Source organism: Pedobacter frigoris (assembly GCF_032678645.1).
In the GTDB taxonomy this organism is placed as follows: Bacteria; Bacteroidota; Bacteroidia; order Sphingobacteriales; family Sphingobacteriaceae; genus Pedobacter; species Pedobacter frigoris_A.
The window spans coordinates 736,534-750,266 of record NZ_JAVTSP010000002.1 but is presented as its reverse complement, the minus strand read 5'-3'; the positions used below and the strand labels follow the sequence as shown (position 1 = coordinate 750,266).

The window sequence follows — 13,733 nt, the reverse complement described above, 5'->3', positions numbered from 1 at the left end:
GGTTAATTTATATCACTAAGACGAGTCCTTCGAAAACAACGCTACATATAGCATTATATTTTCCGTCAAAAGGCAGATCCCAATGGAGATGCCTTATTAAAAAGGCGGAGAAAGAAGCGTTAAATAACTTAAGCTACCAATCCATTTGAAACAGCACTTCATACTTTTGATATAGAATTATGATTTGTTTTTCAAACTATTGCGAGGTCAGAAAAAAAAATAGTTAAAATTGGCTTAGGTGGGCATTTGGAACTTTCTATAAGATTGTAGTTTCCTTCTCCTCTCGGTATGTCTCCTACATGCGTTCGCATCTACTAAAGCTCTTCTCAACCCCTTCATAAGGGTTAGTAAAGGGTTGGATGGGCCACAGCTTTTCAAACGGTTATGTAGAAATTGCATAGCTATTGCATTTCACTTATAATCCTACGAATGCATGTCGAAAGGAGATCAAAGGCAATACGTAAGCACCAATATTTTGCGCAGAGGACTACATTTTAATTTTTACAGCCTTGTTTTTGAAAACAACTTGATGATATTCTCTAATTGGGTAAGGATAAGTATCATGTACAATAGTTGAAAAATCAGAACAACAGACTTACTATCCATGCCGAGCAAAGTTTTACCCAGCATTGGTAATAAATGAGAAACCAATAATCCAAATCCTGTTCCTAATACAAAAAATAATATGGACATTTTCAAATTGTTAGTTAGGGATGTCTTTTTAGATGCCTCTATTGCTATGCAACGCATGAGATTATCATCAAAGTCTGTACTCGGTGCCTCAACCAGGCTTTTTTTTATTAGACTACCAAGTAATTGATTGGATAACGGTGTTTTAGACATATCAGTAGGACTATTTAATCATTTTTAATAAATGGCCGATTGCAATGTGCATGTTTTTTCGCGCACGATGCAGGATAACTTTCACATTGGATTCACTCCAGCCTGTAATCGAAGCAACTTCCCTGATGCTTTCTTCCTCCAGGTAAAAAAGGCGCAGAACCACGCTTTCTCGTGCCGGCAGCAGCTTTAGTGCTTCATTAATCAAATGGGTCTGTTCATCTTGTGCTAAAGTCAATATCTCACTTTCATCAGGTATCTGCTCATCATAATCCTGGCGAAAATCTACAATTTCCTTTTTCATTTTTTTTAAGTGCATAAATGCTTCGTTCACTACAATCCGATAAAACCAGCTACTAAATTTAGACTTAAATTTGAAGCTATTGATTGCCCTGAAAGCACTAATAAATGCATCTTGCACTACTTCCTCAGCAACAAACTCATCTTTAACTATTGAAACAGCCAATGTAATCGACATCGTTTTATATTGTGTTACGAAGTACCTAAACGCTTCAGTATCCCCGGCACAAACTTTCCTTACATAAATGTCATCCATTTGGTAAGGTCTAGTTTTTTTTACGGTTCTCGATATACCCGCCGATGATCAGCGCAGACCCTCCACATAAAGCAAGTATAGCCACTGGTGTAGCATCCGATTTCCCCAATGCGTCGAGGTTAACCAATACAGCAATAATCACCAGACCGATGCCCAGGCCGAAAATAATCAGTCCGAGCATCAAACCAAAAGATTGTGGTCTTTTGTATTTGTTTTCTTCGTCTATAGGGTTTAGTCCTTTTTCGATCATCATCAGTCGCTCCTTATGTTTTGCCCGATGAGAAAAAAACCAAGCTAGAAATAGGCAGGTGCAAAATGAGAACCATACAATGAGCCAAATAATTGTTGTTGCAGCAAAACTTTCCATAATTTTTGTTTTCGTTTATTCATTAGATAAGTTCATTTTGCAGAAGGTTACAAAATCGAAAAATAATCAGAATACATATATTCGGCTTTGAAGAAGATTCCCGAAAACAAGGTGACAAAATACTTCTGCTAACTACTCAATTACAATGTCGAACTTAGTTAAAAGACCTCCAAGGGAATTCGCCGAAAACCTTGTTTTCCTAATCATATTAAGCTGAGGATCAATGCTGAAATTTCTATTCGTAGTAAAATCCATGCCTGAAAGGTTTGTTCCTGAGAAGACTGCATCCGCAAGATCGCATCCTGTCATGAGGGTTTTGGACAGATCAGCGTTACTAAAATTCGCACCGTGAAGCCTGCAATTGCTGAAGCTGCTTTTGTTCATCTTCTTATGATCGAAGCTTGCGTAGTCCATAAGGCAGTTTTCAAATTGCAGTGAGAAACCAAAATCGAGCATTTGATAAAAGTTGATACCAATCAATTTACAATCCTGGAAGGTTAAATCCATTGCTTTGGATTTGGCTACTTGTGCGTTACTGAGATTACAGGTAGTAAAAAGACAGTCTGTAAAAGCAATACCAGAGACCTCGCCAAAGGTGCAAGATCTGAATTCTGTAGACTCGTATGCGGAGTCAAGCCGTTCGAGTGTAAAGTCAACCCGCTCGATAAGATGCTCGTAAGTTTTCGCTCCGGTAGTAGTTTTTCTTTTTATCATTGATTTATATCTATATTTTTCAAGGCATTGTCTTGCCATTTTCTTTCATCCTCCATTGATTTACCAGCGAGTTTGATAGCTTTTAATGCATATTTTGCAGCGATCAGAGAATGGTCTGCCATGTGTGCTGTAGCAACAGCATGTCCTACCGATCGGGCTACAGCAATTTCAACCGGGCTGGTCAATTCATTGGCAACTGCTATAGCACCAAACGAAGCATTTCTTGCATCGCCTACAGAAGCATTATTTTTTGCCCATTCCTTTGCTATTTTAATGGCGTAATCAAGTCTTTCATCAATACCATCCGGAATTAAAGGCAAAACATTTTCTGCGCATTTGCAGGCCCACAAAATCAACTGTATATGTTGTGCTTTCGTTAAAGGTCCACCCCTATGTTCGGCGATAAATCGTTTGTCCCTCATTTTACTTTGTGTAAGATTTATCCGATGGTATGATCATTTAACCCGAAGATATAAGTTTGACCGGGAAACTTAATCACAAAATGCATTGATTGATTATCCCTTTTTTGCCATCCGGTATTGCTCCGGGGAAACATGCATGATCTTTTTAAAGATTTTTGAAAAATGATATGGATCGGTGTACCCTACCTTCAAAGCTACCTCATAAATCTTCAAATGGGTCAAATCCAGAAATTTACAGCCTTCCTGTAATTTCAGATGAATAAAATAATCAATCGGCGAATACCCCGTTTCCTGCTTAAAAATATTTGAAAATTGTGAGGTAGAATAGCCGAATACGGATGCGAGTTCTTTTAAGGAATATTGTTCAGCTACGTGTGCCCTCATAAAGTTGATCGCTTTCTCTGTCACACTGATGGTTCCGCTTACATTTTCCTGCAAACGGAACAGCAGCAAACCAAGCACATGTTGCAGTGTCATGTTGGAATAACTGAGGTGTTGTAAGCTGTAACCATTTTCCAGAGCGCCATAAATGTCATCAAAAAGACGGCTTATTTCATTTACACTTTTGGTATACATCGGCTTATAACATTTCCGGGCAGCAGGCTGGGCGCAAAATTTAGCGGCATTGCTGCCCCCTATACGAATCCAGTAAATACTCCATGGTTCATCACTGTCTGATTCATAGCTATGCGGCTGATCCGGTGGCAAAATGAAGAATTGCCCTGGCAGCACCTGGTAACTGACACCCTTATTCTCATACTTTCCTTTTCCATCCACACAGAGGATCACAATCATCTCAGGGCAGCCCTTTTCTCTAAGGGTATAATGTTCCGCCGCAACAGGATAAAAACCCATATCGGTAATATACAGCGGGTTTAACAGTACGTTATTTGTCACCCTGATTTTCAGTACTTCCTTAGGTATTACAATCAGTTTACGGCCCTTGCCCTGCCAGTAATTCGCCTCAGCATTCTTTGTCTTTTCCATATTCATAACCAATACGCCGCAGTGTAAAGTTAAATCAACAAATCGTAAGATAATACATTTAATTAATATCCATATACATTGTATCCTACAGCGCAGTACCTTAATTTTACTTTAATCCAAAGTTTATTTGCTGACAATTACTTAAATTATCTAATGTCTTACACCATCTCCTCAGAAAATACCCTCGCGCAAAGACTGGAACAATGCTATACCGGCGCAGTATACGATGTCATGAGGAACCTCGGCTATCCTGATCAGCTGCTGCCCAATCATATCCGGCCGATGAATTTAGCGCATAAAATAGCCGGCCCTGTATTCACTATAGCGGGTCATATTGATCGTACAATCGATAAGGATACTTCTTTATTGAAATGGTGTGAAATGTTATCTAAAGCACCGTCCGGGCATGTCCTGATCTGTCAGCCCAATGATGATACCGTCGCCCATATGGGCGAACTCTCTGCAGAGACGCTTTCATTTAAAGGAGTAAAAGGGTATATTGTAGATGGTGGCTGCAGAGACAGTGCATTTGTCGACCGTATCGGTTTCCCGGTATATTGCAGTTATTTTACGCCAAGGGACGTAGTGGCTACCTGGTGTGCAACGGAACTTGGAGGAGATATCCGCATCGGAGAGGTCGGTATCAGGACGGGAGATTACGTTCTGGCAGACAGGGACGGGATCATCATCATTCCAAAAGACATCATCATAGAGGTCATCGAGAAAACCGAGGAAGTACTGAGAACAGAGAACCTGGTTCGGAAAGCCATATTATCCGGGGTAGATCCTGTTGATGCTTATTTACAGTTCAGAAAATTTTAAACCATGCAAAAGCCAATTAAACTTCACCCCCTTGACAATGTATTGATCCTAACGGATGAGCAGTTGGGAGGGCTTGCAGGAATCGGACATAAGATCGCAGACTGCCTGATCAGGGAGGGAGAAAAGATCATTAAATATGGCGTACCTATAGGATCTGCCACTACAACTATTGAGATTGGAGAACATGTTCATCTGCACAATATGAAAAGTGATTACATACCCACTTATACAATTGAAACACCAGACAAAGAGAATAACAACTAAAAATAAGACCAAATGCAGTGGCAGGGATATTTAAGAAAAGACGGCCGTAAAGGCATCCGTAACTATTTGCTAGTGGTGTACCTGGTTGAATGTGCACACCATGTTGCCAGGGAAATTTCCAGGCATTTCAGCGGAGAGCCAGTTCAATTGATCGGTTTTGCGGGATGCTATCCGAACGCATATGCAGACCGTATCATGAATGCTTTGTGTACTCATCCCAATGCCGGAGCGGTACTATTGGTTTCATTAGGTTGTGAAAGTTTTAACCGGAAGCAGCTCGAAGAAAACATCAGGGCATCCGGAAGACCAGCTGATACGATTGTAATACAGGAGGCCGGCGGTACACGAACTGCCATAGATCAAGGTGTTAAATGGGTTAAACAGGCTGTTAATATTATAAAGCTAGTCCCGACTGCTCCAATGTCGATTGAAGAACTCATTGTCGGAACTGTCTGTGGCGGAAGCGACGGTACCAGTGGTATCACGGCAAACCCTGCAGTTGGCCGGGCATTTAACCGGCTGGTTGCCGCAAATGGCACCGCCATTTTCGAAGAAACAGGCGAGATGATCGGACTGGAAGACATCATGAGCCGTCGTGCAATTACTCCGGAACTAGCCATTGAACTCAAAAAGTCTGTAGAAAAGGCGGCCAGATACTATACCTTAATGGGGCATGGAAGTTTTGCCCCCGGAAATGCTGACGGGGGCTTAACGACAATTGAAGAGAAATCAATGGGCGCCTATTGTAAAAGCGGAGACTCAGCAATCAGCGGCCTGATTAAACCCGGAGACCGACCAACCAAACCCGGATTATACCTGATGGATGTAGTACCTGACGGGGATCCGAAGTTCGGTTTCCCGAACATCAATGATTCTGTTGAAATCGTGGAAATGATAGCCAGTGGTTGCCACATGATCCTTTTTACGACCGGAAGAGGTTCCGTTGTCGGTTCAGCAATTTCCCCGGTAATTAAAATATGTGCTAATCCCGCAACCTACCGGAAAATGCAGGAAGATATGGACATCAATGCCGGAGCTATTCTGTCTGGAACTGCAACCATTGACAGCGTTGGGGATGAGATCTTCACCCGCATACTCGAAGTTGCCGGCGGGAACGTTACCTGCTCGGAGCAACTCGGTCATCAGGAATTTATTTTAACCTATAAAACATTTACCCCACTTGGTCCGGCCTGCCTGCCGGCATAAGCGATCACTAAATAGTAAACATGGATATAGTACAAAAAAACAGATCAGTTTCAGGCACTACTCTTGTGGTCAGCTTATTTTTTCTTTGGGCGATTACAGCGAACCTCCTTCCAATATTGATCCCGCACCTTAAAAAAGCCTGCCGGCTGAATACACTGGAATCTTCCCTAATAGATTCCGCCTATTGGATTGCCTACTTTGTAATAGCCATTCCTGCTGGTATGCTGATGAAAAAATTTGGCTATAAAAGAACCATCATTACCGGTCTCTTCTTAGCTGCATCTGGTGCATTCTTATTTTATCCTGCGGCAGAATCGCGTTCCTTTCTGTTTTTTCTTTTTGCACTTTTTGTACTCGCCGCTGGAATGACATTCCTCGAAACCTCTGCCAATCCGTTTATCGCCATACTTGGTGATCCGGCGACCTCAGCACAACGCCTCAACTTCGCACAGGCGTTTAATGGTTTAGGTGCTTTTATCGCCTCCATGTTTCTGGGTAAACTGATCATTGGTAAAGAGGTAAAAACGCCAAAAGAGCTAGACCTCCTCTCTCCCGAAGCACTGGATCGCTATTATGCGCTGCTTTTTCACAAAGTTAAATTTCCATATATCCTCATCGGTGTTGTATTGGTAATCGTGGCGCTGGTATTTATGGCCACCAGGTTTCCCAAACACCGGGCTGATGAACAGCCTGAGCACACCGAAAAAAAAGGACTTATCCTTCAAAAACCGCAGCTCAGGTGGGGAATCATCACGCAGTTTTTTTATGTAGGTGCCCAGGTCTGCGTTTCAAGTTTCTTTATTCTTTATGCCACTTCGGTCGTGGGGATGACTGAATATGAAGCGACCAACTACCTCGGCTTACTGCTGCTCGGATTTATGCTGGGCCGCTACATAGGTAGTTTTGCGATGAAATACATCGATGCCGCCAAGCTGCTTTACCTCTATGCAGTCATCAACATCGCTTTGATGCTGATGATCGTTTTTATCGGAGGAAAACCGGCAGTATGGGCATTCATTGGTGTAGAATTCTTTATGTCTATCATGTATCCAACCATTTTTTCTCTATCCATAAAAAACCTTGGAGATCAAACACCGATTGCTTCTTCTTATATGGTCATGGCCATCATTGGCGGTGCTGTATTCCCTCCTTTATTGGGCTATCTATCGGACGCGACAGGCAGCATACAGCTGGCTTATGTCGTTCCATTAATATGTTTTATACCAATTGTATTTTTCGGTTGGCAGCAAATGCGAACGACACAAAAAGATCTGAGAAAACCAATGCGAGCCGTTTTATTAGCCGTAGTGGTATTGTGCTGTAGTTTCCCCGGAAAGGCACAGCATTATGAAGCGAACTGGGATAGTCTCGACAAGCGCCCGGTACCCGAGTGGTTCAAAGATGCAAAATTTGGCATCTTCATCACATGGGGTGTTTATTCGGTACCTGCTTATGCCCCAAAAGGACAATATGCGGAATGGTATCAAAACTGGCTGCAAAGCAATGCATTTAATGGTGCCGTGGCAAAATACCATAAACAGGTTTTTGGGGACAAAACTTATTATGATCTGGCAAAGGATTTTAAGGCAGAACTGTACAACCCTGACGACTGGGCACAGCTCATCGAAAAATCAGGGGCCCAATATGTTGTGCCAGTCGCCAAACATCACGATGGTTTTTGCTGGTGGCAAAATAAATATGCCAATGAAACATGGGGATTCCCCTGGAATGCCGTAGATATTGGCCCAAAAAGAGATCTGCTGGCCGACTTGTTTACTGCAATAAGGAAAACCTCAGTTAAAGCAGGTGTTTATTTTTCCTGGTACGAATGGTATAATCCATTGTATAAGTCAAATCCAGAGCAATATGCTTTGCAACATGCCATACCGCAGGCAAAGGAATTGATAGAAAAATACAAGCCTGCCGTTTTCTGGACAGACGGAGATTGGGACGACAGTGATACTACCTGGCATTCAACCGAGTTTTTAAGCTGGGTTTACAACGAAAGTCCGGTAAAAAATGAGATTGTTACTTACGACCGTTATGGTAAGGGTACGCGTTTCAAGCATGGCAGTGTTTACACACCCGAGTATCAACCTGATATGGAATTTGGCGACCATTACTTTGAAGAGAGTCGTGGAATCGGCTTCTCTTATAGCTATAATAAGATGGAAGATGCATGGGATTACAACTCCCCCAAAATACTCGTGTTACTTTTAAGTGACCTGGTTAGCAGGGGTGGCAACCTGCTCCTGGACATCGGCCCGGATGCTTCTGGGAAAATCCCTCCTATCATGCAGGAGCGCCTGCTTCAAATGGGCGACTGGCTTGGGAAAAATGGGAAAGCAATTTACAACACCAGAAAATGGATAAGAGCATGCCAGTGGAGTGAAGGAAAAAGAGATTATAAGCCTAAACGAGTACCTGGTGATTTTAAAGCAAACGGCGATTTTATGCTGAAGCTAACCGTGGATCCTGAACCCGGATATGCGGTGAAAGAATGTTTTTTCACAAGCAACCCGCTAAGTGGAGAAGTATTTGCCATATTACCAAAATGGCCGGATAAAAACAGATTTGTAATTAAGGAAATGAAAGTTAAACCTGGCACTAGCATCAGACTTGTAGAGACAGGCGAATTGCTGCGTTGGAAACAGGAAAAAGGGAACCTCACAGTAACATTTCCTGCCTTTGATCCAAACCGGCATAAAAGCGATTACGCCTATGCCATCAGCATATCCAATCCCTACAACAAAAAAAAATAATCAATTTCAGGCAACCTTTTAACGATGAACTTTAAACCGATAAGAATTTTAGGCAGTTTTATTATCCTGATCATTTCAGCAACTGTACTTTATGGACAGGCAACCACTCCTGCCCCATACGGACCCTTGCCAACTAAAGCACAGTTGAAATGGCACCAGACTGAAATGTATGCAATGGTATGTTTTGGTTTGAATACTTACACCGATAAAGAATGGGGTTATGGTGATGTAGATCCTAGCCTTTTCAACCCCACTGCTTTTGATGCAGAGCAGATCACAGGCACACTCAAAGAGGCAGGATTTAAGGCTGTATTACTGGTAGCAAAACACCACGATGGCTTTTGTTTGTGGCCCACTAAATCAACAAATTACTCAGTGGCAGCCAGTCCCTGGATGGGAGGTAAAGGTGATATGGTAAAATCCTTCGAAACTGCTACCCGCAAATCGGGATTACGGTTTGGAGTTTACAATTCTCCATGGGACCGAAATAATGCTACTTACGGAACACCGGCATATCTATCCGTTTATCGTCAGCAACTGAAGGAACTGAGCACAAATTACGGACCTTTATTCATCTCCTGGTACGATGGCGCCAATGGCGGGGATGGTTATTACGGCGGAGCTAAAGACACACGTGAAATCGACCGGGCAACCTACTATGACTGGGATAAAACCTGGCAAATTACCCGTACGCTACAGCCTGAAGCAGTAATATTCAGTGACATTGGCCCTGACGTTCGCTGGGTTGGCAATGAACGTGGTTTTGCAGCGGAAACCAGCTGGGCTACTTTTACTCCTAAAGGCGAGAAAGACATCAACAAACCTGCACTTGGAGACAGCAGATACGCTGAAGCTCCGGGGGGAAACAGAGATGGAAAGTTTTGGATACCTGCTGAATGTGACGTTCCTCTTAGACAAGGCTGGTATTACCATGCTTCACAAGACAATACTGTAAAATCACCGTACGAACTGTTTGACATCTATTTCAAGAGTGTTGGCAGAGGTGCTGCACTTGATCTCGGAATTGCGCCTGACAAGCGGGGCATACTTCATGAAAATGATGTCGCGGCACTAAAAGGCTTTGGAAAACTGCTAAAGCAGACCTTTTCACAAAATCTCCTTGAAAAAGCTCAAATAAAAGCATCCAATATACGAAGTGGAAATCTTGTAAAATACGGCCCAAAAAATATGCTGGATGACAACATCAATACCTATTGGGCCAGCGATGATAAAATTACTACTCCTGAATTTACTGTAAAATTGGCCAAAAAAGAAAGATTCAATATCATTAGGCTAAGGGAATATATTGCCCTTGGACAGCGGATTGAAGCTTTTGCTGTTGATATCTGGAAGAATAACACCTGGCAGGAAATCACCCAAGGCACTTCAATTGGCGCTCAACGTCTTATCAGACTTCCATATTTTATCACCACAGATCAAATCAGGGTAAGGGTTTTAAAAAGTCCCGTATGCCCACTGATCAGTGAATTTTCCGTTTTCGCAGAGCCTGAGGCAACGTTGTCGCCAATAGTCAAAACAAACACAGATATATTATCATTGAATAAACAGGATTGGAAGATATTATCTGTCCCTGGAACAAAAGATAAAGCACCCGCCTTGTTGGACAATAAATCTACCATTTGGGAAGGGCCATTTAACAGCAAAAAGACATCAGATAATGCCATAGTCATTGATATGGGCAAGCTGCAGGAAATTTCCGGCATTATATTCACACCCTCACCGGAGCCTCTGGCCAAAGGAATCATGGATAAATATCAAATCTTTTTAAGCACTGATGGAGTTAAGTGGGGGAAAGAAACAAGTGGTGAGCTTGGAAACATCAGGGCAAACCCTTTAAAACAACTGATTGCGTTACCAGAGAAAACTACAGCACGTTATATAAAATTTGTACCCATACATCTGGCAGAACAGCATAATTTCATTCGAATTATGGAAATCGGAGCATATTAATTGATACCCCCGGGACTGGTGAGCAGTTATATCCACATTTAGCAATCAAAAAAACGTCAGTAATAGTCAAAATCGCATATATTTTTACGCATGAAAAATGGGTTATTTGAAGTCTCAACACACACAAACCCATACACAAATGAAAAAAGAACTAATGATCCCGGTAATTGCATGCTTTGTAATACTGCCGGGACTCAGCTTTGGACAAACTGCTAAAAAGAAAAATGTAATAGCGGCAAAAACGGCTTCTTCAGCAAAAATAATCGCAGCTACAACTGCAGAAATTTCAGAAGGAAAAGCCCTGGTAATGCAGTCAGACTGCATGGCCTGCCATAAAATAGATACAAAGCTGGTGGGCCCAGCATACAACAATGTAGCAAAAAAATATCCGGCTACAGCAGCTAATTACGAAGAGCTGGCTGACAAGATCATTAAAGGCGGATCTGGGGTATGGGGACCGATACCAATGGCGCCGCATGCCTCTCTGTCTGCAGATGATGCAAAAAAAATGGTGAGATACATTCTTTCACTTCATTAAAATTAAACTAAAATGAAAAGAAATAGAATATGGTTATCTGCTATTATCGGATTGTCCTTACTTACCTATACCTGCAGGATTTCTAACAATGTAGTAAAACGGGATGCGGAAGGTAACATCATTATAAATAAAACACCTTCGCCTGCTTATCTTTCCCCGGAAGAAAGTCTTAAAACCATCCACGTGCCCAAGAGCTACCGCCTGGAACTGGTGGCGGCCGAACCTATGATCCATGAACCTGTAGCTATGGCATGGGATGGCAATGGGATATTGTATGTTGCCGAAATGAATACTTATATGCAGGATATTGACGGGGAAGGACAAATGAGACCAATTTGCACCGTAAAGCGGCTGGAAGACACCAATGGCGACGGAAAGATGGATAAATCGGTTGTATTTATAGACAAGCTCGTATTGCCCAGAATGCTCCTTACACTGGATGACCGCCTGGTAGTGAATGAAACCAATTCCAATCACCTCTACAGTTACCGAGACACCAATGGCGACGGTATAGCGGATGAAAAGAAATTGGTGTTTAGAAACGATGAGATCAATACCAGCAACCTTGAACACCAGAAAAGCGGGCTGATCTGGAACCTCGATAACAAGCTGTATGTAACCTACGATAACAAACGCTATTATTATGAAGATGGAATGATCAAATCAGAAGACCTTCCTGAAGGCCCGGGTGGACAATGGGGTTTAACCAGTGACAATTATGGTCGTTTATTTTATTCATCAGCCGGGGGTGAAATACCTGCTATTACTTTTCAGCAGAATCCTAAATATGGCAGGCTTGATTTACAAGATCAGTTTAATGAGGATTTTCAATCCGTATGGCCGATCATCGCCACTCCAGATGTACAGGGAGGAAACGGCCGGCTTAGAGCAGATAGTACCTTAAATCATTTTACGGCATCTGCGGGCCAATCTATATTCAGAGGAAATTCATTGCCAGCAGACGTACTCGGTGATTTATTCATTTGTGAGCCAGTAGGAAGGTTAATCAGAAGAGCTAAGGTGACCAATACAGAAGGAAAAATCACTTTAAAAAATGTCTTTGAAAAAGAAGAATTTATCGCATCTACTGATATGAACTTCAGACCAGTGAATACAGCAACGGGTCCGGATGGTTGTTTGTATATCCTGGATATGTACAGGGGTATCATTCAGGAAGGAAACTGGACAAGGAAAGGTTCCTTCCTGCGTAATAAAATATTAGAAAGACAGTTGGATAAGAACATCCAGCGAGGTAGAATTTACAGATTGGTTCATGATGGAATAAAACCAGACAAAAAAGCACCAAAAATGCTGAATATGCCTTCCAACCAATTGGTGCAATATTTAAGTCATGCCAATGGCTGGTGGCGCGAAAATGCACAAAAGCTGATCGTTGTTCGTGGCGACAAGTCCGTTGTCCCTGAACTTAAAGCAATCGTACTCAATACCAGCTCATCTCAGCTCGGTCGCATTCACGCCCTATGGACATTAAATGGTTTAAAGGCACTTGACAATGAAACTATCCTTAGTGTACTAAAAGATAAAGACGCGGAACTGAGAAAAACCAGTATTTGGGCAAGTGAAGACAGAATTTTAAAAGGGGATGAACAGCTGATCAGCGCATTCAAACCCTTGATCAACGATCCCAGCGCTGATGTACGTTTCCAACTCGCCTTAACTCTTCGCTTTAGTAATTCAGAAAAAGCTAAAGCCATGATTAAAGAAATAATGGACGGAAATAGAAACAACGAGGTCATTACTGCATCATTAAAGAAGTACCAAAGCATCCTAGATGCCAGAGAATTATCCAGATTGAATGCGCTAAGGCTCAAAGAAGCGGATCAAAAACTGATTAACCGGGGAGCTCTTATCTTTAATCAACTGTGTGCAACCTGTCATGGTGCAGATGGAAAAGGTGTGGCCGTTGGCGGAAAAAGCATGGTTGCTCCTCCCCTCGCCAATTCGGCTAGCATTGCCGGTGATCCGGTAAAACTAATCAAAACGCTGCTTCATGGTTTGTCGGGGCCTGTTAATGGAAAAACCTATCCTGATATTATGCCGGCCCTAGGTGTAAATGACGATGAATATATCGCATCGGTATTGAGTTATATCCGGAATGACATTGGCAATAAAGCCTCCATGATCAAACCTGCAGATGTTAAAAAAATAAGACAAGAAAATAGTGGGAGAGATAAGCCATGGACAAAAAAGGAACTGGACGCTACTAAATGATTGAATAAACTTTAGTGGATTGATTGTCTATTTCGACAAGGAAAACAAAGCC

At 42.2% G+C, this 13,733-nt stretch carries 13 protein-coding genes; 7 read left to right on the top strand and 6 right to left on the bottom strand.

The window, feature by feature from the left end; translation table 11 throughout:
- Positions 1–501: 501 nt before the first annotated feature.
- From R2Q78_RS09545 to R2Q78_RS09520, 6 genes are all read right to left on the bottom strand, one after another.
- Complete coding sequence (locus tag R2Q78_RS09545; protein WP_316791176.1) at positions 502–843, bottom strand: hypothetical protein; 342 nt, start codon at positions 841–843, stop codon at positions 502–504.
- 10 nt (positions 844–853) lie between these two features.
- Positions 854–1,396 carry a sigma-70 family RNA polymerase sigma factor gene (locus R2Q78_RS09540; RefSeq protein WP_316791174.1) on the bottom strand — a complete coding sequence of 181 codons (543 nt, stop codon included), beginning with the start codon at positions 1,394–1,396 and terminating at the stop codon, positions 854–856.
- A 10-nt stretch (positions 1,397–1,406) separates the two neighbouring features.
- Positions 1,407–1,763, bottom strand: a complete 357-nt coding sequence (locus R2Q78_RS09535; RefSeq protein WP_316791172.1) for a DUF6249 domain-containing protein — start codon at positions 1,761–1,763, stop codon at positions 1,407–1,409.
- A gap of 132 nt (positions 1,764–1,895) precedes the next feature.
- A complete protein-coding gene (locus R2Q78_RS09530) occupies positions 1,896–2,477 on the bottom strand; it encodes a pentapeptide repeat-containing protein (RefSeq protein ID WP_316791170.1) in 582 nt (193 codons plus the stop codon).
- Positions 2,474–2,899 carry a putative immunity protein gene (locus R2Q78_RS09525; protein WP_316791168.1) on the bottom strand — a complete coding sequence of 142 codons (426 nt, stop codon included), beginning with the start codon at positions 2,897–2,899 and terminating at the stop codon, positions 2,474–2,476. Before R2Q78_RS09525 ends, R2Q78_RS09530 begins: the two co-directional genes overlap by 4 nt.
- A gap of 93 nt (positions 2,900–2,992) precedes the next feature.
- Entirely contained in the window at positions 2,993–3,886 is an 894-nt protein-coding gene (locus R2Q78_RS09520; protein WP_316791166.1) for an AraC family transcriptional regulator, read from the bottom strand.
- Between the two features lie 153 nt (positions 3,887–4,039).
- On the opposite strand from R2Q78_RS09520, the gene R2Q78_RS09515 reads away from it, so the two are divergent.
- The 7 genes from R2Q78_RS09515 to R2Q78_RS09485 all read left to right on the top strand — a co-directional run bounded on the left by R2Q78_RS09515 (position 4,040) and on the right by R2Q78_RS09485 (position 13,681).
- Positions 4,040–4,708 carry an RraA family protein gene (locus R2Q78_RS09515; RefSeq protein WP_316791164.1) on the top strand — a complete coding sequence of 223 codons (669 nt, stop codon included), beginning with the start codon at positions 4,040–4,042 and terminating at the stop codon, positions 4,706–4,708.
- 3 nt (positions 4,709–4,711) lie between these two features.
- On the top strand, positions 4,712–4,972 hold the full coding sequence (locus R2Q78_RS09510) for a UxaA family hydrolase (RefSeq protein ID WP_316791162.1): 261 nt from the start codon (positions 4,712–4,714) through the stop codon (positions 4,970–4,972).
- Between the two features lie 12 nt (positions 4,973–4,984).
- A complete protein-coding gene (locus tag R2Q78_RS09505) occupies positions 4,985–6,178 on the top strand; it encodes a UxaA family hydrolase (RefSeq protein WP_316791160.1) in 1,194 nt (397 codons plus the stop codon).
- Positions 6,179–6,198: 20 nt separating this feature from the next.
- Positions 6,199–8,940 (top strand): L-fucose:H+ symporter permease, encoded by a 2,742-nt coding sequence (fucP, locus tag R2Q78_RS09500; protein ID WP_316791158.1) that lies wholly within the window; start codon positions 6,199–6,201, stop codon positions 8,938–8,940.
- A gap of 24 nt (positions 8,941–8,964) precedes the next feature.
- Positions 8,965–10,911, top strand: coding sequence for an alpha-L-fucosidase (locus tag R2Q78_RS09495; RefSeq protein ID WP_316791156.1), 1,947 nt, complete (start codon positions 8,965–8,967; stop codon positions 10,909–10,911).
- Positions 10,912–11,050: 139 nt separating this feature from the next.
- Positions 11,051–11,449 (top strand): c-type cytochrome, encoded by a 399-nt coding sequence (locus R2Q78_RS09490; RefSeq protein WP_316791154.1) that lies wholly within the window; start codon positions 11,051–11,053, stop codon positions 11,447–11,449.
- 12 nt (positions 11,450–11,461) lie between these two features.
- Entirely contained in the window at positions 11,462–13,681 is a 2,220-nt protein-coding gene (locus tag R2Q78_RS09485; protein ID WP_316791152.1) for a c-type cytochrome, read from the top strand.
- The last annotated feature ends 52 nt before the right edge of the window (positions 13,682–13,733 follow it).

Coding starts and splice junctions, on each gene's coding strand:
- R2Q78_RS09545 (WP_316791176.1), bottom strand. CDS start 843: ATGTCTAAAACACCGTTATCCAATCAATTACTTGGTAGTCTAATAAAA.
- R2Q78_RS09540 (WP_316791174.1), bottom strand. CDS start 1,396: ATGGATGACATTTATGTAAGGAAAGTTTGTGCCGGGGATACTGAAGCG.
- R2Q78_RS09535 (WP_316791172.1), bottom strand. CDS start 1,763: ATGGAAAGTTTTGCTGCAACAACAATTATTTGGCTCATTGTATGGTTC.
- R2Q78_RS09530 (WP_316791170.1), bottom strand. CDS start 2,477: ATGATAAAAAGAAAAACTACTACCGGAGCGAAAACTTACGAGCATCTT.
- R2Q78_RS09525 (WP_316791168.1), bottom strand. CDS start 2,899: ATGAGGGACAAACGATTTATCGCCGAACATAGGGGTGGACCTTTAACG.
- R2Q78_RS09520 (WP_316791166.1), bottom strand. CDS start 3,886: ATGGAAAAGACAAAGAATGCTGAGGCGAATTACTGGCAGGGCAAGGGC.
- R2Q78_RS09515 (WP_316791164.1), top strand. CDS start 4,040: ATGTCTTACACCATCTCCTCAGAAAATACCCTCGCGCAAAGACTGGAA.
- R2Q78_RS09510 (WP_316791162.1), top strand. CDS start 4,712: ATGCAAAAGCCAATTAAACTTCACCCCCTTGACAATGTATTGATCCTA.
- R2Q78_RS09505 (WP_316791160.1), top strand. CDS start 4,985: ATGCAGTGGCAGGGATATTTAAGAAAAGACGGCCGTAAAGGCATCCGT.
- fucP (WP_316791158.1), top strand. CDS start 6,199: ATGGATATAGTACAAAAAAACAGATCAGTTTCAGGCACTACTCTTGTG.
- R2Q78_RS09495 (WP_316791156.1), top strand. CDS start 8,965: ATGAACTTTAAACCGATAAGAATTTTAGGCAGTTTTATTATCCTGATC.
- R2Q78_RS09490 (WP_316791154.1), top strand. CDS start 11,051: ATGAAAAAAGAACTAATGATCCCGGTAATTGCATGCTTTGTAATACTG.
- R2Q78_RS09485 (WP_316791152.1), top strand. CDS start 11,462: ATGAAAAGAAATAGAATATGGTTATCTGCTATTATCGGATTGTCCTTA.